This window comes from Sphingobacterium sp. N143 (assembly GCF_030325625.1).
GTDB lineage: Bacteria > Bacteroidota > Bacteroidia > Sphingobacteriales > Sphingobacteriaceae > Sphingobacterium.
On the sequence record NZ_JACAIS010000004.1, the window covers coordinates 308,478 to 329,866 of the forward strand.

General features: G+C 37.9%; 23 protein-coding genes, 1 tRNA gene and 1 pseudogene. 18 read left to right on the plus strand and 7 right to left on the minus strand.

Annotation, left to right across the window (positions count from 1 at the left end):
* Positions 1 to 25 precede the first annotated feature (25 nt).
* From HX021_RS10320 to HX021_RS10330, 3 genes are all read right to left on the minus strand, one after another.
* On the minus strand, positions 26 to 1,006 hold the full coding sequence (locus tag HX021_RS10320) for a 3-keto-disaccharide hydrolase (protein ID WP_286590158.1): 981 nt from the start codon (positions 1,004 to 1,006) through the stop codon (positions 26 to 28).
* Between the two features lie 116 nt (positions 1,007 to 1,122).
* The gene (locus HX021_RS10325) at positions 1,123 to 2,229 is read right to left on the minus strand and encodes a helix-turn-helix domain-containing protein (RefSeq protein WP_286590160.1); all 1,107 of its coding nucleotides are present in this window, start codon (positions 2,227 to 2,229) and stop codon (positions 1,123 to 1,125) included.
* A 108-nt stretch (positions 2,230 to 2,337) separates the two neighbouring features.
* Positions 2,338 to 3,810: a hypothetical protein gene (locus tag HX021_RS10330; protein WP_286590162.1), complete on the minus strand. Its 1,473-nt coding sequence runs from the start codon at positions 3,808 to 3,810 to the stop codon at positions 2,338 to 2,340.
* A 301-nt stretch (positions 3,811 to 4,111) separates the two neighbouring features.
* On the opposite strand from HX021_RS10330, the gene HX021_RS10335 reads away from it, so the two are divergent.
* From HX021_RS10335 to HX021_RS10370, 8 genes are all read left to right on the plus strand, one after another.
* Positions 4,112 to 5,443 (plus strand): site-specific integrase, encoded by a 1,332-nt coding sequence (locus HX021_RS10335; protein WP_003013274.1) that lies wholly within the window; start codon positions 4,112 to 4,114, stop codon positions 5,441 to 5,443.
* Between the two features lie 4 nt (positions 5,444 to 5,447).
* A complete protein-coding gene (locus HX021_RS10340) occupies positions 5,448 to 6,449 on the plus strand; it encodes a coiled-coil domain-containing protein (protein WP_003013276.1) in 1,002 nt (333 codons plus the stop codon).
* A gap of 157 nt (positions 6,450 to 6,606) precedes the next feature.
* Positions 6,607 to 6,906 (plus strand): helix-turn-helix domain-containing protein, encoded by a 300-nt coding sequence (locus HX021_RS10345; protein ID WP_003013280.1) that lies wholly within the window; start codon positions 6,607 to 6,609, stop codon positions 6,904 to 6,906.
* 83 nt (positions 6,907 to 6,989) lie between these two features.
* Positions 6,990 to 7,952 (plus strand): AAA family ATPase, encoded by a 963-nt coding sequence (locus HX021_RS10350; RefSeq protein WP_224200403.1) that lies wholly within the window; start codon positions 6,990 to 6,992, stop codon positions 7,950 to 7,952.
* 142 nt (positions 7,953 to 8,094) lie between these two features.
* Entirely contained in the window at positions 8,095 to 8,976 is an 882-nt protein-coding gene (locus HX021_RS10355; RefSeq protein WP_003013284.1) for a DUF8464 domain-containing protein, read from the plus strand.
* Positions 8,977 to 9,046: 70 nt separating this feature from the next.
* Positions 9,047 to 9,409, plus strand: a complete 363-nt coding sequence (locus HX021_RS10360) for a plasmid mobilization protein (RefSeq protein ID WP_003013287.1) — start codon at positions 9,047 to 9,049, stop codon at positions 9,407 to 9,409.
* On the plus strand, positions 9,390 to 10,301 hold the full coding sequence (locus HX021_RS10365; protein WP_003013289.1) for a relaxase/mobilization nuclease domain-containing protein: 912 nt from the start codon (positions 9,390 to 9,392) through the stop codon (positions 10,299 to 10,301). The genes HX021_RS10360 and HX021_RS10365 overlap by 20 nt, the downstream gene beginning before the upstream one ends.
* 4 nt (positions 10,302 to 10,305) lie before the next feature.
* Positions 10,306 to 10,980, plus strand: a complete 675-nt coding sequence (locus HX021_RS10370; protein WP_003013290.1) for a hypothetical protein — start codon at positions 10,306 to 10,308, stop codon at positions 10,978 to 10,980.
* A 133-nt stretch (positions 10,981 to 11,113) separates the two neighbouring features.
* Here HX021_RS10370 and HX021_RS10375 read toward each other — a convergent pair whose 3' ends face one another.
* Complete coding sequence (locus HX021_RS10375; RefSeq protein ID WP_003013318.1) at positions 11,114 to 11,977, minus strand: aminoglycoside 6-adenylyltransferase AadS; 864 nt, start codon at positions 11,975 to 11,977, stop codon at positions 11,114 to 11,116.
* A gap of 5 nt (positions 11,978 to 11,982) precedes the next feature.
* On the opposite strand from HX021_RS10375, the gene HX021_RS10380 reads away from it, so the two are divergent.
* Both HX021_RS10380 and catB read left to right on the plus strand, forming a co-directional pair.
* Positions 11,983 to 12,168, plus strand: a complete 186-nt coding sequence (locus tag HX021_RS10380; RefSeq protein WP_227695902.1) for a hypothetical protein — start codon at positions 11,983 to 11,985, stop codon at positions 12,166 to 12,168.
* A gap of 296 nt (positions 12,169 to 12,464) precedes the next feature.
* Entirely contained in the window at positions 12,465 to 13,094 is a 630-nt protein-coding gene (catB, locus tag HX021_RS10385; RefSeq protein WP_010256763.1) for a type B chloramphenicol O-acetyltransferase, read from the plus strand.
* A gap of 211 nt (positions 13,095 to 13,305) precedes the next feature.
* On the opposite strand, the gene HX021_RS10390 is transcribed toward catB, so the two are convergent.
* On the minus strand, positions 13,306 to 14,472 hold the full coding sequence (locus tag HX021_RS10390) for a tetracycline-inactivating monooxygenase Tet(X2) (protein ID WP_008651082.1): 1,167 nt from the start codon (positions 14,470 to 14,472) through the stop codon (positions 13,306 to 13,308).
* Between the two features lie 312 nt (positions 14,473 to 14,784).
* Between HX021_RS10390 and HX021_RS10395 the strand changes: the two genes are divergently transcribed.
* Entirely contained in the window at positions 14,785 to 15,624 is an 840-nt protein-coding gene (locus HX021_RS10395) for a phage lytic cycle repressor MrpR family protein (RefSeq protein ID WP_039990626.1), read from the plus strand.
* Between the two features lie 182 nt (positions 15,625 to 15,806).
* Here HX021_RS10395 and HX021_RS10400 read toward each other — a convergent pair.
* Positions 15,807 to 15,880 (minus strand) — tRNA-Pro (locus tag HX021_RS10400).
* 372 nt (positions 15,881 to 16,252) lie between these two features.
* Positions 16,253 to 16,687, minus strand: a complete 435-nt coding sequence (locus tag HX021_RS10405) for a hypothetical protein (RefSeq protein WP_286590180.1) — start codon at positions 16,685 to 16,687, stop codon at positions 16,253 to 16,255.
* A gap of 987 nt (positions 16,688 to 17,674) precedes the next feature.
* Between HX021_RS10405 and HX021_RS21775 the strand changes: the two genes are divergently transcribed.
* The 7 genes and pseudogenes from HX021_RS21775 to HX021_RS10440 all read left to right on the plus strand — a co-directional run bounded on the left by HX021_RS21775 (position 17,675) and on the right by HX021_RS10440 (position 21,387).
* Positions 17,675 to 18,664 carry an HTTM domain-containing protein gene (locus tag HX021_RS21775; protein WP_286590181.1) on the plus strand — a complete coding sequence of 330 codons (990 nt, stop codon included), beginning with the start codon at positions 17,675 to 17,677 and terminating at the stop codon, positions 18,662 to 18,664.
* A 293-nt stretch (positions 18,665 to 18,957) separates the two neighbouring features.
* Positions 18,958 to 19,167: a hypothetical protein gene (locus tag HX021_RS10415; RefSeq protein ID WP_286590182.1), complete on the plus strand. Its 210-nt coding sequence runs from the start codon at positions 18,958 to 18,960 to the stop codon at positions 19,165 to 19,167.
* Between the two features lie 115 nt (positions 19,168 to 19,282).
* A complete protein-coding gene (locus HX021_RS10420; protein WP_286590183.1) occupies positions 19,283 to 19,423 on the plus strand; it encodes a hypothetical protein in 141 nt (46 codons plus the stop codon).
* A gap of 452 nt (positions 19,424 to 19,875) precedes the next feature.
* Positions 19,876 to 20,073 (plus strand): annotated as a pseudogene (locus HX021_RS21780) (hypothetical protein); the annotation flags it as partial.
* Positions 20,074 to 20,207: 134 nt separating this feature from the next.
* Entirely contained in the window at positions 20,208 to 20,528 is a 321-nt protein-coding gene (locus HX021_RS10430; protein WP_286590185.1) for an ArsR/SmtB family transcription factor, read from the plus strand.
* Between the two features lie 4 nt (positions 20,529 to 20,532).
* Positions 20,533 to 20,997: an SRPBCC domain-containing protein gene (locus HX021_RS10435; RefSeq protein ID WP_286590187.1), complete on the plus strand. Its 465-nt coding sequence runs from the start codon at positions 20,533 to 20,535 to the stop codon at positions 20,995 to 20,997.
* Positions 20,998 to 21,003: 6 nt separating this feature from the next.
* Entirely contained in the window at positions 21,004 to 21,387 is a 384-nt protein-coding gene (locus tag HX021_RS10440) for a DoxX family protein (RefSeq protein ID WP_286590189.1), read from the plus strand.
* Positions 21,388 to 21,389: the final 2 nt, after the last annotated feature.

Sequence of the window (21,389 nt, forward strand, 5' to 3'; positions counted from 1 at the left end):
AGCCTCTTTTAAATTTTATTGATGGTTATTTAATAGCGGGCGTAACCGTTACTTTTCGGAATTCAACAGGTCCATGGTCTCCCTGGAAATATAAAGGTCCTGGTTCTGATTCCTTACTATCCAATGCTCCTCCTGTAATGCCCGGAATCTCTTGGTTGCTGATAACAGTTTTGCCATTTGCAACAACAGTAACCAGGCGTCCTACTAAAGTGATATCAAATGCCTGCCATTCGCCAGCACCTTTGTTCATCATTTCGTTCGCTGCCAAAAAACCGTACACACCAGCAAAAAGAACAGCATTAGGATGTGCATCTTTCGGGCTATCTTCTATTTGAACCTCATAACGACCTCTTAGGTAGACACCACTGTTGCTTCCTTCGGGAATCTTAAATTCAACATGCAGCTTAAAATCATCAAATTTTTGCTCTGAGACAAGATTTGAACCAGACTGCGGACTCGTCAAAATACCATTTTTAACAATCCACTGGTTGGTTTTACCAGTTGCCTTCCATCCTGATAGATCTTTTCCGTTGAAGAGTTCGATAGGTTTTCCCCATTTCACTTCAGCAGATCTTTTGAGTTCTGGAGCTTGTTTTCCCTTAAAATGATACGATTTTCCATCTGGTTTTATGACCGTACCATGCAATTCACCATTCACTATTTCACCTTCTACGGTCAGGTTCATCTTGCCGCTCTCCCATTGCGGTGGGATAGCAAATCTGAATTTTCCTTTTTCAAAAAAGATCTGAGAAACAGGCCTTGCACTGCCTTCTGTGCTCACATACGACCCTACTAATGTCTTGACACCAGATAGTTTTACTTCAAGCCAGGATGGAGCAATCACACCATTTACGTCGACCTCAATATCCCATCTGCCAATAAGTTCTTTACCTACTACTTCTTGTTGATCATGGATAGCTTCCTTTACTAAATGTTTAGCGAAAGTCACTTGTGGTAACACGCAGGAAGCCAAAATTCCCAAAAGGAATACCGATGTTCTTTTCATATTAATTATGTTTATATTCTAATTGACAATAATTCAAAGCAATTTAGCTGTTTAATAGCGGGTTTACAAGGATTTAATGTTAAAAAACACTAAGATTTGACCCTCCATTGAGGGCATTAGGTTCTATCTGTGACTTGCAATTTGATCTGCAGTTTCTTAGCATAGGCACTCGGAGACATGGCTGTGATCTTTTTGAAATTTCGATTGAAACTGGTTTTTGAGTTAAATCCACATTCAAATGCCAACGCCAACATGGTATATTGTCCACTTTCTGGTTTTAATAACAAAGCTTTGAAAGCCTCAACTCTAAAACTATTGACATAATCGTAAAAAGATTTCGCTTCTTTTGTGTTGATGATCTGCGAAAGTATGGCAGGATGCACGTTCAATTTCTTGGCCAAATCTCCCAATGTAAGTTCAGGATCCTTATAACATTCCTGTTTTTTCATTAAGGTGCTCAATTCTGCATGTATTCGCTTTGACTCATTTTCTTCCAGCCTGTTTTTCTCATACTTTACTTTCTCTGCAGTGATCACATCCCCATCCTTAAGCCCTTCAAGTGGTGTTCTCAGCATCGCTGAAGGAACAACTTCATGAATTGGTATCACATTCGAAAAGACTCCTACCTGGCGAATGCCAAAATATCCGATAAAAAATATAAATAAGGCAACAACGACATACAGAGCTTGTGGGGAATTGACGAAAATCACCACCACCCATATCGTACTCATGCCCAAAATAAGGTAACGAATCCAATTCAGGGTGATTTTATCTGTATTGGAAAGCTGGCCGACAATATTGCGCCGATGTCTACCCAGCAGTCTAAGGGATAATAATACATACACTATCCCCGAGATCGTAATACCTACAACGATACCTTGAAAAATAGGCTGAAATTCAGATAAAATCACTCTACCGACTTGACCAGGTACAAATATATCCGGAAGTATACAGCTTAGTATCAAGACCACCAATGCAGCGGGGATATAGTGGAATAAACATGGCCATCGATAACGTTGCTGCCCACTTAAAAATAAAATATACAGATACAGAAAGGGGCCATGTAAAAATGGGAATGGCAGTTGCCATATGATTAATGTAGGTATCTCAAACGCTAGACCGGAAGCATACCAGGCGATAAACGCCAAATGGATTACAGCAAAAAAGAACCATGCACCTAAAATCTTATCAGCCGCTGTCTTTTGCCGCTTGCTGATGATCATGATAAATAAAAAAAATGCTATAGAAAGTCCGCCAATATAAATAGCTTGCCAAATTGATGTCATAACACGATAGCCCAGGGTAACATTACCACCTGCTCCTTTAGGTCCTTATTTTTTGTATTCACTCATCCCAAGACGCTGTGAACTGGTATTTCCTGGTTGAGCAATATAGTCGGGCAATTTAGGTTTTTTGGGATCGTTATCTGGTTTACAATCATCACCTCTTAATTTACAGATTGAATAGTAGAAAAAATCCCCAACCATCTTAAAATGGTTTTTCAACCATTCACTCTGCCCTTTCTTATCAATCGGATTCAGCGCCACTTCTAATCCCTTGTTAATTCTTTCGTTTATTGCCGCCTCATTAATGTATTTCTCTAAATCCTGAGGTGGCTTATTATCTAAATTAAAGTCATCATTGATTTTTTTCAGATCATCATATCGGCCTTTCCATTTTTTGATATCATTATACGCATTCTGTAATTCATTCAATGAAAGATTGGTATTATCTTTTAACATTTGATCTAAGTTAAATTCCTTGCCTCCCTTTAGTACGTCATGGACAAAGTCCATTCCCAAATCCACATACTTGCCATCCCATGGGTAAGTTTTAGCTTCCATACCAGGTCCCACCACGGTATAACCATCTATCTGTTGCACGCTGCCCGTATATTCACCGAATTGAATAGGTTTACCTGCATCCTTATAGTTGACTTTGACTTGATACCCCTCGTTGGCATAGCTTGAAATTCTATTTTGAGCATCGTAGGAAACTTCAGCATAAACAGGTCTATATAAACTTACATCAGCGGTTGAATAGCTCTGTGGATCAACTTTAATAAAGTATCCTGAATTGAGATATGACCATTTCCCTACATCAATGGAAATACTACCAAGACCTAAAGGTGCTGCGCCAGTTTTTACGGCTATATCTTCCAATTTATCAAAACTCATCTGCGTGGATTGCATTTCCTGCCTCAACGAGGCATAAGTGTTCATTAAGCGTTGCACCTCTGAGGGAAGATTGGTTTCAACTATATCCTTCACGTTAATTTCCATCATCGCCATATCCTTTAAAGAAAGAAGAGGCTTCACGCGTAACTGAAAGTCAGATGGGTAAGCAGAGAATTTGGTCCCCGCTTCTATCCCCCAGATTAAGGTCTGAACATCGGACTGGCTTATTTCGGGATTCTCAGTGGATTTTTCCAAAATGGAAACAATCAATTTCTTTTGAGCACCTTCAAAATTAGCCAATTGATACCCCGCTCCTTTTGATGGCCCATATGTGCCAGCATGAAGACAATATGAACGCAACGTTGTTTTATAATAACCTGGTGTCAATGAAAATGTGGATATCGTATCAGGTGTCCGTGTTTGCAGTTGATCATTCATCCAGTAGAATCCGGGCAAGGTATCCTTGAGCGATGTTGAAACAGCTTTACCCGGTTCCCAGGAAAGGGATTTTGAGAGGCTTTTAGCTCCTTTTTTTACCTTATTAAATAATCCACCCAGATCTTGAGCGGAGCTAAAGCTTGTAAAAAACAAACTTGCAGAAATAATTATACTTAGCCTTTTCATCATAGTAGGTTATCTGAATTTCACTAGCTAAGATAAACAATTTAAGCCTACATTTTTTTGAATTTTTCGAGGTCTTGTCGGTCGCTGGCACTCATCCTGTTTAGAAACAAAAAAAGCCCGACTATTCGTCGAGCTTTTTTGTCGGGGTGGCAGGATTCGAACCGTTATCATATCTTACTTTTACTTTTCTTATTTTACTCTGATTATTAGGTATTTACAAATTTTATTACCTATCTTTACCTAACCTTACAAAGGTAAAATATGGTAATATTAAGCATTTCTGTCCGAAATATGTCCGAGAAATATGAAAGTGAATTTTTATTTAGATAAGCCCTATAATCCCGATATTTCGCCTGAAAAGGTCAAACAGGAATTGGCAAAGGTTGGAGGGAAAAAGAAGAACCTTGCACAAAAGTTCTGGAATCCATCGCCCACTGCACTGTATCTCTTCTTTTCACCGGATAAATCCTGTAGGATAAAATACAGGACAAACTATAAGATATTGCCCAAAAGTTGGGATTTTGAAAAGGAAAGGCTTAAACCAAGTGCCAGCGGAGCGTTGGAATTCAATGTTGAACTGAACAACCTTGCAAACTGCTGTACAAGGGAAGCAATGCGAAAAAAAGAAACAAACCAGTTTCTTTCCAAAGAGGATTATAAACAGATTGTACAGGACTGTATTGACAGGGACAATGCCGTCAATAGTGAAATATCCATTTCCCACCTGAAAACCCAGTTCCTTTCCTACAAATCCAATTTTGTCAAAGAGGGTACGTTAAAAGAATACCGGACAGTCTTTAAGGGATTGGAGGATTTTGAGAAGCATAAGGGAACAAAACTTATCCTTAGGGAAATGGACGGTAAATTTCTCGATCAGTTTGAGGTATTTCTAAGCAGGAAAAAGAACACGAACGATGGAGATAAAGAGGGCTTGCTGAATGACACCATCCACAAGTACATCTCCACGTTAAAGGTATTCCTAAAGTGGTGCAACGACAATGATTATTTGGTGCATCCCGATGTCTTCAAGACCCAGAAGACAAACTTTAAGAAGAAAGCCTACAATGAGATCATTGCCCTGTCAGAATCCGAAATACAGAAACTGATGAACCATGATCTTTCGGACAGACCCAGTCTGGAAAGGGTACGGGATCTGTTCTGTCTATTGTGCTACACAGGGCAAAGATTTGAGGATCTGATCAACTTTGACCCAAAGGACATAAAAAACAATGCTTGGGACTTCATTTCGGTAAAAGTCAAAAAAAGGGTGATCGTACCTTTTGAGGGGTATATTGCCCCAGCAAAGGATATCTTGGAGCGTATCGGTTACTCCGTGCCCAAGATATCCAACCAGAAGTTCAATGAATATATCAAAACTGTCGGCAAACTGGCAGGAATGGACGAAATCATAAAGATCACAAGGTATTCAGGTAAGCAAAAGCTGGTGATAGAAAAAAGGAAGTACGACTTCCTATCGAGCCATGTCGGCAGAAGATCAATGGTAACGAACCTATTGAGCAGGAACGTACCCATTACACTTGTGCAGAAACTGACCGCACATTCCGACATAAGGACTTTAATGAAATACGAATCGGCAAACACGGATTCGTTAATCGATGCACTGAACAAATTTTAAAATTATGAACAGTAAATATTTCAGAAGAAGAAAACCGTTTGACTTTGATCCGCATCCATTGGACGTGGGCGTCCCTTTTTCCAAGAACGATACGCATGCGGATGTACACTTTCTTATAAAAGTTCAGCGACTTCCAGAGAGTCAACTTGAAGATCTCTTTTTGCGCCACTTCAACTATTACAAAGCTGAATTCAACGATACTGACGGCAGAGAGTTTTTTAAAGAATTATGGCAGACTGTTAATTCCGAGCTAAAAAAGGAAAGAAGCAAATCACAGGAAAAGCTGTCGGCGACACAGAAAAGAAGAAACGACCTTAGAATACAGAAATTCCAGTATTTCATCGAGAATATCCTTCCCAAATATGACCGATGGAATTTCACGGTAAGTCTGTCAAAAAAATATGAGATAGTCAGCGAGCAACTATTGCAAGAAGTAAAGAGCAAAACTCAAATAGAATTCCAGCGGACACAGGAATTGATCGATTCGGCATTTACGAAACTTGCCAATTCATCCAATGCAAGTACAGAATCCAATATAAATACCATAAAAACTATTCTGGAGAACTATCTAGATTCGAACAAAGAGGAACAGGAAGAATTAAAAAAGCAATTCATCCAGAAACAAAATCTCGATCGTTTGCTAGCACAGTATAATACGACATTAAAAGAATTGGATGAATTTAAAGAACAGGTTAAAAAGCTCAAAAAAGAGAAATCCCGATTGAATTCCTTGGATCATCATAAAATCAATATACTGAACGGCGACAAACTTAATCTGATCGCGTTGTTTGATGAATTTATGAAAGCAAAGATAATAATCAACGGAAAAGCAGAAACATTCCTAGGGACTAACGCCCATATAACATGGGCAAAAATCATTTCCAATCATTTTTTGGAACATGATAAGCCAATTCCATTCGGAACAGTAGAGAACTATTTTTGTGACGGTAAACCCACCGACATTGACAATTCAGATCGCAAATTCAAAATTATTCCAATTGAATAGCCAGAAGATAAATCATACCACCCCCTTGCAGAGATGCCGTTCAAAATTCTGAACGGCATTTTTTGTGGTCTTGCTTGCCCAATTTTGTGTCAAGTTAATTAAACGAAGAAAGTGGCCATGACTTCGACATTCTTAAATTGATAAACATGAGCAAAGTATGATTACACTGGATCGAAATGCCCTTAGAGATTGTGTCAAGGATGCAGTTAGGGAAGAACTACAGGTTTTTATTTCAAAGGTTGGTAATATGGACGATCCTCCGCAAAAAAAGCAACCGACAAAACTAATGACCAAAAAGGAAATGGCAAACGAGCTTGATATTTCCCTTGTCAGCCTGACCGAATGGATGAAACAGGGGCGTATTCCCTATAAACGTATGGGAAAGCGCATTTACTTCAACAAAGAAGATGTTATGGCATCCATGACGAACTTCAACCATAACAAAGGAGGTAAATAATGATCTCGTTTAACCAGGACATAGCCACTGCATTGGATAGGGCTATAGTAAAAATAACAGATAAATTTTTAGAACCTCCGATCATGATAACAATCAGCAATTCCGATTCCGTTATCGGTACATTAGGAAATTTCAGCGCATCCACCGGAAAGGCCAAGAGTAGGAAAACATTCAATGTGATTTCATTGGTCGCTGCTGCATTGAGCGGAAAACAGATATTACAGTATAAGGTCAAAGTTCCCATAAACCGTCCATTGGTACTGTACTGCGATACGGAGCAGAGCAGATTCCATTGCCACAGGTTGATTTCAAGGGTTTACAAACTCATAAATTACCCGACAACGGAAGTCCATGAAAACCTAAAATTTATATCCCTGAGGGAATACCCCACTAAAGAGCGCATAAGTATCATCGAATATGCCCTGTCCAAATATGCGGGCAAAATATGTCTGGTCATCATAGACGGGATCAGGGATCTTGTTTACGACATCAATAATGCTACGGAAGCGACCGAAATTACCGGCAAGCTGATGAAATGGTCACAGGAGCTGAATATACACATCCATACCGTACTGCACCTAAACAAGGGTGATGACAACACCAGAGGGCATTTGGGGACAGAATTGAACAATAAGGCTGAATCCATATTACAGGTCACCAAAAGCGATCTGGATACAAACTACAGCACCGTGGCGCCAAAGTTCATCAGGGATATCGAGTTTGAGCCATTTACCTTTTTTATCGATGATGGTTTGCCCGTACTGGATGAGAACTTTGACCTGTCAGGTACAGTATCGAGAAAGGGATTCGACTATCAGGAGCTTTCCAAAGAGAACCATCGGGAAGTGTTACAGGAAATGTTCAACGGCAGTGAAATAACCTGCACATATGATGAATATGTTGGCAGATTACGGAATGCGTATCTGGCAAAGGGCTTCAATTTCGGCATCAATAAAGCCAAACAGCTGAAGACATTTCTGGAAAACAAACGGATGGTCATCAAAAACGATAAGACCTACCGGTTCAACCCTGAATTCTATTATTAAAAAACAGGTTTAGTTTAGTCCGCCCCTATATAGTAATAGACTAAACTAAACCTACTTTAAAATTAAGATTATGACATGTGATGAATTAAAGCGCATACCGCTCATATCCATATTAAATTATCTACAGATACCATGCGCAAGGATGAACAGCCGTGAAGCATGGTTTAAAAACCCATTCAATGGAGGAGACGAAAGAACGGCTTCGACAAAGTTGGATATCCATAGGAATATCTGGTACTCGCATTCGGAAGGATTCGGAGGAAATAACATTGACTTCCTGATGAAGTTTTTGGATACGGAAAACCTATCAACTGTTTTAGATTGGGCTGATGAAAGAAAAAATATCTTTTCTTTTCACCAGCAGACCGTATTGGATAAAGTACAGGTCATGCAACAAGAAAATGAACGCGCTTACACCATCCTTTCCGTTGAGCCTCTCGGAAACAAAGCTCTGACAGACTATCTGACCGACGTACGCAAAATAGATATTGAAATTGCCAGAGTATACTGTCAGGAAATCTATTACCGGACGGCAAAAGGACAGACGTACTTTGCCGCAAGTTTTAAGAATGATGCAGGTGGATACGAACTGCGCAACAGCTATGATAAACGCTCCCTATTGACAAAGGGGATCACCACGATCGATAACGGCAACAAAGATGTTGTTTTGTTTGAGGGCTTCACGGATCTGCTATCCTTTATGACGTTAAAAAAGAATGCAGGTAAGCCGTATCTAAATACGAACTTCTGTATCCTGAATACGACCGCCAATCTGCAAAAAGCATATCCATTCTTAGGGCGACATAACGGAATAACAAGCTATCTGGACACAGATAGCAGTGGTTTAAAATCGTACAACAGTTTGCGAAGCCATTTTGAAAAAACGCACACCGTAAAAAATGGAATGGAAGAATTGCAGAGGCAAGACAACAGGATCAAGGATGTCAATGACTATCTGATTTTCACATCATCCAAAGAACAGACCCAAAATATTCAATCGGGAAGAAAACTATCGAATAGGTAGGAAGCAAGGTTGTGTTTTGGTGACCCCAAAACCGATTGGCTCCCGATGGTCACAGCTAAAAAGAAACAAGATGAAAAATAACAAGAAAAAAGGCGGAAGACCCGCACTCGAAAATAAAAAACAGTTCAGGATCAATGTCCGTTTCGATGAAAGCGAACATAACAGAGTTTTGCATAATGCAAAAATTGCAGGTATGAGCAAATCGGAATGGGTACGCAAATCTGCGATCCTACGAAAAATTACACCTAGGTTTACCGAAGAACAATTGAAAGCTTTTAGGGCGATTACTGGGGCTTCGAACAATCTAAATCAGCTAACTAAAAAAGCACACCAGTCTGGACTGATTGAGGTGACACAGGAATGCAAAAATACGATCCATCACATTAACCATTGTATCAATAAACTACTGCACCATGATAGCGAAGATAATTGAGGGCCGATCTTTCGGCGGATGCGTTGGATACGCCCTGAAAAAAGATAGTGAGATTATCCATGTAAATGGATTACGGACGGATTCGGCAAAGACCATCACACAGGACTTTAATTTTCAGCGGATGCTGAATCCAAGATTGGGCAAGGCAGTCGGACACATTATTCTTTCGTGGAATACAGAAGATAAAAACAAGCTGAATAATGACATCATGCTATCCGCAGCTAAGCGTTATTTATCAAAATTAGATATTAGGGATACCCAATGCTTAATGGTGCGCCACCACGACCGCCAACATGATCATATCCATATTATTTTTAATCGGGTAAACGATCATGGCAAAACTATCTCCAATAGCAATCAGCGGTATAAGAGCTTTAAAGCTTGTAAAGAATTAAATGCATTATATGGCTTTAAGCAGTCCGAAGGAAAACGAAATGTCAACAGAGGTAGACTGAAAGGTAATGATCTAACGAAATACCAAATTTACGACACCGTCAAGGCAGGCATACGACACAGTAAAAACTGGAAGGAACTACAAAATTATATCCGTTACAGAGGTGTGGAAATGCAGTTTAAATATAGATTGGGGTCGGATGAGGTTCAAGGTATTTCGTTCATCAAAGATGAACAGACATTTCGGGGTTCTGCCATAGACCGCTCATTGAGCTTCGGACAGATCGACAAGGCTTTAAATAGCATAGATAATTCTATTGAACTAAATCAAATTACTGGAAGCTATGTTTCGAAGGATCATTCTATAGACAGAAATATCGGAGAAACACTTGGTCACATAACATCAGCTTTATTTTCGAACCCCGAAATTACACCAGAGCAAGATGATCCGTTGATCAAGAAAAGAAAAAAGAAAGAGAATTACGGACTAAAACGTTAATACCATGAACACAGAATTAGAAAATATACAGCAACAGGTAAGCGCATTGCAGGAAAACACAGACTTGATCACGCAGGATATTGTACGAATAATGCCTACAATTGTCTCCCTACTTTCTGAAAATGAAAAGAAAATGCAGGAATTTCATGAAATGCGAGCAAAGGATCAGGAACTACTACAACAGATCAAGCAATTTATTAAAAGAGAAAACGATGTACTATCTAAGATCATTAACGATTATGGGACACTTCAGGATGTAGCTAATGAAATCTCCACAATAACTAGACAGGAATTAGCTGTATTAACAATCAAAGAAAAAGACATTGTTTCAAAGATAGCTGAAATTCCTGATCAGGTCATTGTAAAACATCATTACGGCATTGATCTCAAATCAACACCTCTGATCATTGTTATGATAGCATTATCTACCATTATTTCGCTAGGTCTCGGTGTTCTATACGAGAAGAACAAACAATTAGACGATAGAAAATCGTATGAAATGCGTTACCGAATGATAGAATTGGAGCTACCGCATGTAACATCGCATATCGATTCTACTCATTCTCTTAACCCTAAGAAATTCCATAATTTGGTGATTAAAAGAGAGGAAGAAAATAAACTATTAAACAGTATAGACCAAAAACGTCAGGAGATCAAAAACTTAAACAGTCCTGAATAACGTGCCGCGTATTGGCGATGGGCGGGATTTTTAGCACTGAACTTTAATCGAAGAACAGAAGTTGAATTTTGCACTTCCGTTGATACGAAGCCGTTCAGCCCGCCTATTGCCAATACGATGTTGTACAACGTAGTTATGTTTTGGGTTTTAGTCCAGCTAAATATTTTCGTATGTCATTTTCTAATTTATCCGGGTATTTGTACTCTAATTTTTTTGACAATTCAGTTCCTATTTCTGAAACTAAATCAGTCATTGAAAATAGAGCAGTCCAATTTTCCTTTATATCGCTCCCTGAAAATGTTTGTTCTGTTTTAGCCCACATTTCCTGGTTAAGATACTTTTTGAAAAGCCGTCCATATTTATTGGTCGTTATGTTCCAATTGTGTTCACTTGCAATGTGCCATTCAATTAAAGGAATTAAATATTCTGTGCGAATAACGGTTTCCGACATAAATTTCGCATAGAATATTTCATCTCTCACAAGACACTTTGCCACGTAAGTTGTGTCCCACCAAAAATCGTTTATTAGATTTTGAAACTCTTTTTCAGACGGTTTTTTGATAATGGAAATTTGATAAGTTGGTTTCAGCATTTGCTTTGTAATACCATCTTTATCAATTAAAATTTTATAACCAATATCCCAATCTTCTGGTAATTCTTTCTCTTGCGTTTCCTTTATAAATTTTGATTTGCTGTAAAGTTTAAAATCTACTTTCACACCGTCTTCATAAAGTAGCATTTTCATTGCGTGTTTATGGTTAAAACAACTTTCGTCTTCTTCAATCATAGCAATTGGATTTCCGAATTTAAGCGTCCAGCTTTTGTCTGAAATGTAATTTGTATTATCCTCAAAAACAAATTCAATGTCTAAATCACTAAATTCGTCAACAAGTGCTAAAGGATTTACAAGTGAACTTGTCAGAAGAAGAACTCTTACATCTTCGTTTTTCTCCGACCATTCTATAATTGTTCTTAACTTTTCTTCTCTGACTTTCATTTTGTTTGGTTCGGTTTTACTATGTCGTACAACGTAGCCGGCGCTTGGCGCACGTGCTGGCGCAATTGCGCCAAGCGCGTGTTAGAGGACAGTCCCGTAGGGCTGGACTCCGTCAAGCGCCGGCTACGTTGAGCGGGAAGCCCGAAGGGATTTCCGCTCAACGGGAAACGCATTGGCGAAGTGGCGGATAAATTGAACCGAAAGTTCAATTTAGCAGTGACGTAGCCGATGTGTTTCCACAGAAGCTAAATTATTAAAAAAAAGCTGAATGTGGGACACATTCGGCGGAATAAAAAGCACAAAAGTTGAATTTTGAACTTAACCCGCCATTTTGCCAATGCGATGTTATGTGTAGTTTTTTAGTATCTTTGTCAGATGAAATTATCAGATTAGCAAATTTACTTTACGCAACGTATAGGAAGAGAATAGTTTAGTATTATTCTTCGTTTCCTTATTGTCTCTTATTGTAAATTAAATATGTTAAATAATGAAAAATTACTTCGAAAGTCCTTTTAAAGGAAAAATAATCAAAGACCACATAACTAATCCCAATATAATTTCGGGTAAATATTCTTATTATTCTGGTTATTATCACGGTCATTCATTTGACGATTGTGCTCGTTATCTGTTTCCGGACAGGAATGATGTCGATAAACTAATTATCGGTTCTTATTGTTCAATAGGGAGCGGTGCAAGTTTCATAATGGCAGGTAATCAAGGTCATAAATATGATTGGATTTCCAGTTTTCCATTTTTTTATATGTCTGAATTTGATGTTTTCAGTAAAAGCCAAGATGGATTTCAAAAAGCAGGAGATACAGTTGTTGGGAATGATGTTTGGATTGGTAGTGAAGCTATGATAATGCCAGGAGTTCAGATAGGAGATGGAGCTGTTATTGGCAGTCGTGCTTTGGTTACAAAAGATGTTGAACCTTATTCAATTGTAGGGGGAAATCCAGCCAAATTGATAAAAAAGAGATTTAGTGATGATGACATCCAAAAATTGCAGGAAATGAAATGGTGGGAATGGGATGAAGAAACCCTTTTTGAAGCAATGCCAATTCTTTGTTCAAATAAAATCGATTTGTTGTACAAGTTTTTTAGAAAAATGAAATGATAAAAAGAAGGTTCCGAAATTCGGAGCCTTTTTGTTTTAACTGCGTTTGCGGCTAAAATTACACATAACGGCTGGCAAATTGGCGATGGAGCCGACTTTTAGCACAAATGTTGAATAGAATTACTAATCTTCAACATTGCACAAAAGTTCAATAGAAGTACTTCACCGGCTCTATTGCCAATTTGTTTGTTATGTGCCGTTTTATTCCATTTTATACATTTAACAATTGCTGAAACGTAAAGTCGGGTTTAAACATTTCAATTTCGTTTTGAGTTGATTCTTCTTGTGCTTCTTTGCCATAGATAAACATTTGCTGTTCATAATTTTTAACAGCCTCTTCAATGCTATTAAATTTTCCATCGGCTAGATTATCAGACAATATCAAGGCATCCACCAACCCACTATTTACTCCCTGCCCTGCAAAAGGCGGCATCAAATGTGCGGCATCCCCAATCATTGTTATGGGTAATGGGCGCTTGCTTTTCCAAGGCTTTTCTAAAGGAAATATCCGTGTAGCCAATCCTACAAATGACAACGTCGTATGAATCAATTCTTTGTAGCGTTCGTCCCAATCGGAAAATTCTTTCAGAAGAAAATCAACGACACTATTTCTGTTTTGAAAATCTACCTGCGTTTGGTTTTTCCATTCATCAGGTGTTTTAAAACTTATTCCAAAATGCAATGCACCATTATTATTGGGGTTAGCAAATAATAAATTACCTTGGTGAGATGCCATTAGCCGGTTTCCATTGCATAGCTGAAAAAATCCAGGACAGTTTATCTCTGGTTGATGAATATCGGCTTGTATATTGAAAGTACCTGTTTCTTCAACTTCCGTGTCGGTAACAAATTTTCTTACCTTGGACATCCCGCCATTGGCAAGAATAACCAAATCTGCTGTTTCACTCGGTTTATTCTCAAAAGTTAGTGTCCACTTCTTCTTACCAGGTTCAAGCATAACAAGTTTTCTATCCCAAATAACCGTGTCGTTTTCTAAACTATTCAACAAGATAGCCCTTAAGTCATTTCTGTTTATTTCAGGATTGTCAAATCGATTTTCGGGCTTTACATTTTTTGTGGATAAAATATTGCCTTTTTCATCAGCAATATTTACACCCATTGGTAAGGCTAAGTCATAATAAGTTTGTAACAATCCCGCTTTTTTCATTGCTTCCTGACCTGAACCTTTGTGTAGGTCAAGGGTTCCACCAAAAATTCTTGCCTCTCGGTCGTTGTCTCTTTCGTAAACTGAAACGTCTATGCCGTTTTGCTGTAATAATTTTGCCATAGTCAGTCCAACGGGTCCACCACCAATTATTGCAACGTTCTTATCACTAAGTAAATTCATTTGTTTGTCTGTATCTATTCGCATTGTCATTCAAAAATGGCCCATAACGTAGCCGGCGCTTGGCGCACGTGCTGGCGCAATTGCGCCAAGCGCGTGTTAGAGGACAGTCCCGTAGGGCTGGACTCCGTCAAGCGCCGGCTACGTTGAGCGGGAAGCCCGAAGGGATTTCCGCTCAACATCTGTTTTAACGAAACGAATATACGGAAAATTTCGCTTAACCAACCCTATACGTGTTTCGTTATTTGACTTTTCTTTCTACATAAGATATTGATATATTTGTATTTAAAAAATAAAACCGCACAAATAGCGAAACAAAATATTATAAAATACTATTTCCCTGATATGAATAGCGAAATCATACTTGAAACCTTCGAAAAGAGATTGCTGATGCAGAGATATGCTGGCAATACCATTAGATCGTACAAGGATTACGCTAGTATATTTCTTAAACATGTTAGCAAATATCCCTCCCTTGAAGAAATTCCACTGTCAGATATTGAGGCGTTTATAAACGAAAAAGTTCAAAATGGGAAAATTAGTGTTTCCTATCAAAAAGGATTAGTGGGCGCAATCAAGAAGATGTACGAACTGATATTGGACAAAAAAATCCAACTGGATTACTTATACCCGAAACGATCATTTTCTAAATTACCTAAATTCTTTTCAAAAGAAGAAGTAAGAAATATTCTCGATAACACTCAAAATCTAAAACACAAGGCTATTCTGATGACAATCTATAGTTGTGGACTACGTCTTAGCGAACTGTTGAATCTCAAAATCAAAGACATAAAATCTTCCGATGGAATTATCAGAATCCATCAAAGCAAAGGTAATAAAGATCGGATTGTATCATTACCAGACAAATTGCTGGCGACTTTGAGACATTATTATCAAGCATTCAAGCCAAAGGAGTACCTCTTCGAAGGTGAGAGGGGTGGCAAGTATAGCGAACGAAGTGTACAGTTGATTCTGAAAAAAGCATTGATCAAAGCAAATGTTCAGTCGGAAGGCTCTGTACATACATTGCGACATTCTTATGCCACACATTTAATCCAATCAGGTATCGATATCCGAATTGTAAAAGAGTTATTGGGTCATGAAAATATAAAAACGACTATGATCTACACTCATATCACTGACATAGACAAGCAAAAGACTCCTAGCCCTCTTGATTTTTTATAAGAATAAGATGAACTTTTCACGCTCTATAGAAACAAGCATTATGTTCCAATCATTCTTTAAGAAGGGTTATTCTTCTAGCTTAACTTAACTTTGCTTAGGTTATTGAATAATCAATATTCAGATATAATTTGTCCGAAATGTGTCCGAAAAAAGAAAAAGCCACTGATTATCAGTGGCTTTTGTCGGGGTGGCAGGATTCGAACCTACGACCTCCACATCCCAAATGTGGCGCGATACCGGGCTACGCTACACCCCGAAAAGGTATCACCTTTGTTTTGTGTGGCACAAAAGTACAGCAAAAATATTTTGTTTTCAAAATTATTTCCAACAAAAAAGTTAATATACTGATAGATTGATAAATAATTTTTAAAAAGACAGAAAAGCGTGTCTCTCGGTCGAACCCATGGCTTCCACTGACCAAGGGAGAATCCATAAAAGATCAGAATTATTTTCGAGGAATTACTTTCGAGAACTATTAATAACCTGACAAGAGGCTCCAATTTATAAGAAAGAAGTAAGCTTAAAAAAAGCTGACCGCTCATGAATTCACGGTCAGCCAGATTATCCCCTAATTTTTATTATTGTTGTTACTTAATTGACGGAACAATAAGTGGATACGGAGTCCAGATTACCAATTTCTTTTGAACACCATTGTGGTCTTAACAGCTCCCTCTTGATTGACCAATGTCAGTTTGGATACAGTGGAAACAATGTTTTCCTGAATTTGGTATTCAACGCCATCAAATATCATTGTTTTTGAATCGGGCATGCTATAGTCATAAGCTACAGCAGATTTATCTAATTTCTTGTGCCAAGCACCGTCTTTATCAAAATTTAGTGTTTCTCCTTGTACCATCATCTCCTGTGTCACATTAAGCTCCCCAACAGGATTTCCTGAAACAGTTTTTGTCCATCGTTCCCAATTCCCCGTGCGAATCACATTCAATGCCGTATCCCGGCCAACATTGTCTATCGTTTCCTTACTACATGAAACTATACCAATTGTAATTACTCCTACTAGCAAGAACATCCAGTTCTTAAAAGTCATTTTAAATATACTCATAATTTGTTTTTTGGAGTGCATTCGCAAGTATTATACCAAACTCAAATAGGAGCTACCATCCCACCTCATCGAATCTATAAATCAATTGGTTGAAAATACTTTTGAAGAGCCGATCACCTTTTTGCTCACATATAGTTTGCTCGGTGATTGGTATAAAGATACTGAGTGAGGAAATGCTAAAACAAATAGTGAGGGAATGCTAAAACAAATTAACGTAATATTCATCGATAAGGAAACGGGGAAAGTCTATTTAAAATTCACGATTTAGATGGGTCTGACATTAAGATAACTAATACCGTGGTGGGAGAAATCTACAAAAGTGGGGGCTTATCTATAATTCTGAGCATCCAATCACCCCTCTTATAATGGCATCGTAAAACTTGTTGGGATTCCCGACACAGAGCGTGAGCATTCGTACAAAATACAAATAGGTGATGTTGGGTCTGCTGTAATAGCATATACCTGAGTCAAAAAAGAAAACAAAACCGATGACCCGTGCTCTTCTCCGTATTACAATTCGATAACAGACATCAGAATTGTAAACCATCCTTTTCATGTTTTTGAATATGAAGGAAAAACTTTCCCAGAGATCGTTGTGGTAGAGTTGTAGGTTTTTCATTTCATTTAAACTTCATAATCATTGGTAATTTAACATAGGATTTTCTCGATAAATCAATACCGTAAACAGCCAAGAGCGAGAACAGCTTTGGCCTAGTGCGGAGGCGTTTCGCAGGCCGTAAATGAGCGAGGGGCTTAATTCTGGCTTTATCATGGCGTTATTAGCGTTATTTTGGTGAGACAATAATATTTTCAAAAGGTTGCTTTTTATAATTTATCTTATTATATTAAGCTAGCGGTCATTTATTAAACTATATTTTATGAAATTATTTAGAAAATACTTAAAGGCTGTTTCTTTTCTCGTTACCGCCGTATTACTTTTCATCTATCATAGATGGCGGAGATCAGATTGCTGCAATTTTAACCTTAATGCTTATTCCAGTTTTACTTTTTGATAAGCGTAAAAATCACTGGGAATTCGAGGCGCCAAGCGCGGGGGTTAGAAATATTATTCCTATAATTACCATAACTGTAATCCGGTTGCAAGTAACCCTTATTTATTTTCATGCTTCCGTTGGAAAATATGCGGTTCCCGAGTGGACAAATGGCACGGCAATATATTACTGGTGGAATAACACAGTGTTTGGCATGCCCTTAGCTTTTTCCGTACCAATCAATTCATTACTATCCATGCCGCTTGTGGTAAGCGTTTTAACATACAGTGTATTAATATTTGAAATTGTTGTATTCTTGGCACTTACAGGCTCAATACGCTATCGGAAGAATCTATTGCCTTTTGCGATTTTATTTCATTTACTAATTATCCTTATGCATGGAATTTTTTCGTTCTTTTTTGCAATATCAATGGCGCTTATTTTATTTCTACAGCCAGCAAATGTTCCGTTCAAATTTAATTTTCTCCAGCTATGTCAAAAAAAAATAAAATACTTATTTTCATTATCTATTCTGATCTTACTATTTAGCGGCTTCCTTCTACTTCAAAATTACACACAGATTTCGCAACAGGTCGTCACACATGTGAATATCAGTGGCGAAGCGGACAAATTTGGCGACAAAATCAAAGAGGATCTTTTAAAAGCGACGTTCTTTCTTCGAGGAGTATTGGAATGTCCTTATTGTAAACGAAAGAAATACCCATATTACCATTGCCAAGGAAAATGTAAAACAAGAATCAATACCCTTTTTCTCAATGATTGTTACCAACGCGAAATCCAGCAATTGGTACTCTCGGATAAGGTGGCAGATCTTTTTAATCTTATTTTAAAAGATTGGAATACTAGTACCAACAGAACAGTTTATCTAAGTAACCGAAATCTTGTGATAAGAAAATTAAAAGAACAAGAATCACTTCTTTCCCAAGCCAGAAAGCTGTTTGTCATCGGGGGTACTGAAGCTTGATGATTATTGTAAGTTAAAAAAGAGTATCAGGCTAATTCTAAATGTTTGAAAAGGGAATTACAGGATATTAATATAAAGCTAGGAAATATTGACCGGCAAAGTCAGACGGAATACAAATCACAAATAGATATTTTTCAAGGATTTTCAGGCTTGAATACTGCGCATAAAAGACATCTTGTCAATCTGATCCCACCGTTTAAAGTTGATTTTCAAACGGGTGATATGACTTTGGGAATAAACAACGTATTATCAAAAATTTTGACAACAAAACACAAATACTAAACAAATAAATTATGAACTTTATCGATAAAAAAGTCTCCGTCCAACAAACAATTGAGACATTGACACAGCAAGGTATCCATGTGGACGATGAGGAAGCAGCTATCATATTAGACTTTCTTTATCTAATATCAAAGAATCACAAGGAAATCAAAGAAGATGAAAATACTGGAACCTTAAGAGGAATTCGAACTTCTGAAGAAATAAACCAAACCGAGAACTGAGGCAGTTTTTTAGACAACGTAACGCGAAAATCTAAAAATTTTGGGTGCAAAAATCGAACTATAAATGACCGGATATTAACAGTCTGGTTCACAAACTTTTATTGATATAAAAAAAATGAGAAAGCTGTTAACAGCTTTCTCATTAAGTCTGGGTGGCAGGATTGGCTCAGCCCCACAATGCCCAAACACACCCCTGAGCCCTCTTCGGGTCGACCCCAATACTTCTTTAAAGGTCGTAGGTACTCATCCTGTTTAGAAACAAAAAAAGCCCGACTGTCGTCGAGCTTTTTTGTCGGCTTCCCAGTACAATTTTCAAATCACTTTTTAGAAGATTTGAAAAAAGCTATTAAATGAAAATAAAATATAAGTATTTTTAAATCAACAATTTAATAGCGAAAAAGTAATAAACACTTAAAAACTGGAGAGGAAAAAAAATAAATGGTTCGAACTTTCATTATTTTTTTTCATTTCGTTTTTTGGCACAATGAGTATTGTTAAAACTGAGTGCTATGAAAACACGTCGACTAAATAAGTGGCAACAATCGTCCGTTACTGCTTGCGTTTTTCTGTCTATAGATTATATATCGTTTTACTGCATGGATTGTGAAGCGAACTATCCAGTTTGTAGTCAGTGGTTGCCCGAATTGTTTATCTATTAACCTGTAATCAGGAAGCAATCTCCAATTCCGCCCATAGAAGCTCACTTCGGTTGCCGCTGAAACCAAAGCCTATCAGAAGATACCGCAAATCCTGTCTTTTAAAGATGAGCAGGGCGAGGATCAGATGAAACAGCAGATAGAAAGCAATTACCGTCAGATAAAAGCAGACATCCTGCATATTATTGAGAATGAAATGGAGCGCATCAAAAACGACCCGAACTTACAGCATCTGGTGCAATCGGAATAGTTCAAATTAATTATATTCTATACCCGTTAGAACACCCGACAATCTTCTAACTTTCACCACCCTGGCAAAAAAAATGAGAAAAAATTTGTGTAGTTAAATAACTACGCTTATATTTGAAGTCAAATGACGACACAATGAAATTAAGACGAGATGTATTTCAGGCTATTGCTGACCCAACGCGAAGAGGGATACTCCTGTTGTTGGCAGCTCAGCCATTGACGGCAGGGGCAATTGCTTCCAATTTTGATACGGCAAGACCTACAGTTTCAAAACACATACAAATCCTGACGGAATGCGAACTTCTAAAACAGGAACAGCAAGGCAGAGAAATTTATTATCACTTCAATCCACAAAAAATGAAAGAAATAGCAGACTTCATCGAACCTTTCCGACAAATGTGGGAAGCTAAGTTTAATAAACTGGAGGCCGTCATGAAAAAATATAAAAAGAAGTAATTAGATGGAACAGAAAACAAAAATCAATGCCGAAGCTGGCAAACAGGAATTAGTAATAACCAGAACATTCGATTTGCCGGTAGAGTTGCTATTTAAGGCCTATTCAGAAGCCGAACTTATTGAACAATGGATGGGAACAAAAGTGATAAAACTTGAAAGTAAAAATCATGGTAGCTATCAGTTTGAAACGTCATACCAGGGCAAGGTAGCCTTTAAAGCCAACGGAACAATCCACACGGTGGTTCCCAACCAGAAAATCATCCGGACATTTGAAATGGAAAATGCGCCTATCGGTGTCCAGCTTGAATTTCTGACCTTTGAAAAACTTAATGAAGATACCAGCAAATTGAAGATTCAAATCATTTATCAGTCGGAGGGACATCGAGCTGAACAACTCAAACTACCTTTTGCGAGTGGGCTAAATATGGCACATGACAGGCTACAGGAAATTATAAACAAATTAAAATAGCAATTTATGGAAAAGCGAAACAAAATCATTTATTGGATCACAACGGTATTTCTCTCCATCGGAATGACGGCAGGTGGCGTACAGCAAATGTTACAAATTGGCGGATATAATGAAATTGTAAGTTCATTGGGTTATCCATTGTATGTTTTAAGTATTCTTGGTGTATGGAAACTATTAGGAGTGGTAACTATTCTTATCCCCAGATTTTTGTTATTGAAAGAGTGGGCTTACGCAGGATTTTTCTTTGCCATGTCCGGTGCTTTCATTTCCCATTTAGCTGTTGGTCAGCCATTCACGGAAGCCTTACCTTCGTTAATATTATTATCCGTAACTGTTTTGTCTTGGTATTTCAGGCCAGCGGATAGAAAAATTAATTTCAACAACAATTAAAA

Excerpts from the sequence above, each read along its gene's own strand:
- HX021_RS10345 (WP_003013280.1), top strand. The coding sequence starts at position 6,607 with ATGATTACACTGGATCGAAATGCCCTTAGAGATTGTGTCAAGGATGCA.
- HX021_RS10395 (WP_039990626.1), top strand. The coding sequence starts at position 14,785 with ATGAATAGCGAAATCATACTTGAAACCTTCGAAAAGAGATTGCTGATG.
- HX021_RS10365 (WP_003013289.1), top strand. The coding sequence starts at position 9,390 with ATGATAGCGAAGATAATTGAGGGCCGATCTTTCGGCGGATGCGTTGGA.
- HX021_RS10415 (WP_286590182.1), top strand. The coding sequence starts at position 18,958 with ATGAACTTTATCGATAAAAAAGTCTCCGTCCAACAAACAATTGAGACA.
- HX021_RS10330 (WP_286590162.1), bottom strand. The coding sequence starts at position 3,810 with ATGATGAAAAGGCTAAGTATAATTATTTCTGCAAGTTTGTTTTTTACA.
- HX021_RS10430 (WP_286590185.1), top strand. The coding sequence starts at position 20,208 with ATGAAATTAAGACGAGATGTATTTCAGGCTATTGCTGACCCAACGCGA.
- HX021_RS10420 (WP_286590183.1), top strand. The coding sequence starts at position 19,283 with ATGAGAAAGCTGTTAACAGCTTTCTCATTAAGTCTGGGTGGCAGGATT.
- catB (WP_010256763.1), top strand. The coding sequence starts at position 12,465 with ATGAAAAATTACTTCGAAAGTCCTTTTAAAGGAAAAATAATCAAAGAC.
- HX021_RS10375 (WP_003013318.1), bottom strand. The coding sequence starts at position 11,977 with ATGAAAGTCAGAGAAGAAAAGTTAAGAACAATTATAGAATGGTCGGAG.
- HX021_RS10370 (WP_003013290.1), top strand. The coding sequence starts at position 10,306 with ATGAACACAGAATTAGAAAATATACAGCAACAGGTAAGCGCATTGCAG.
- HX021_RS10320 (WP_286590158.1), bottom strand. The coding sequence starts at position 1,006 with ATGAAAAGAACATCGGTATTCCTTTTGGGAATTTTGGCTTCCTGCGTG.
- HX021_RS10440 (WP_286590189.1), top strand. The coding sequence starts at position 21,004 with ATGGAAAAGCGAAACAAAATCATTTATTGGATCACAACGGTATTTCTC.
- HX021_RS10350 (WP_224200403.1), top strand. The coding sequence starts at position 6,990 with ATGATAACAATCAGCAATTCCGATTCCGTTATCGGTACATTAGGAAAT.
- HX021_RS10435 (WP_286590187.1), top strand. The coding sequence starts at position 20,533 with ATGGAACAGAAAACAAAAATCAATGCCGAAGCTGGCAAACAGGAATTA.
- HX021_RS10360 (WP_003013287.1), top strand. The coding sequence starts at position 9,047 with ATGAAAAATAACAAGAAAAAAGGCGGAAGACCCGCACTCGAAAATAAA.
- HX021_RS10325 (WP_286590160.1), bottom strand. The coding sequence starts at position 2,229 with ATGATCATCAGCAAGCGGCAAAAGACAGCGGCTGATAAGATTTTAGGT.
- HX021_RS10340 (WP_003013276.1), top strand. The coding sequence starts at position 5,448 with ATGAACAGTAAATATTTCAGAAGAAGAAAACCGTTTGACTTTGATCCG.
- HX021_RS10390 (WP_008651082.1), bottom strand. The coding sequence starts at position 14,472 with ATGACAATGCGAATAGATACAGACAAACAAATGAATTTACTTAGTGAT.
- HX021_RS10355 (WP_003013284.1), top strand. The coding sequence starts at position 8,095 with ATGAACAGCCGTGAAGCATGGTTTAAAAACCCATTCAATGGAGGAGAC.
- HX021_RS10405 (WP_286590180.1), bottom strand. The coding sequence starts at position 16,687 with ATGAGTATATTTAAAATGACTTTTAAGAACTGGATGTTCTTGCTAGTA.
- HX021_RS21775 (WP_286590181.1), top strand. The coding sequence starts at position 17,675 with ATGCTTATTCCAGTTTTACTTTTTGATAAGCGTAAAAATCACTGGGAA.
- HX021_RS10335 (WP_003013274.1), top strand. The coding sequence starts at position 4,112 with ATGAAAGTGAATTTTTATTTAGATAAGCCCTATAATCCCGATATTTCG.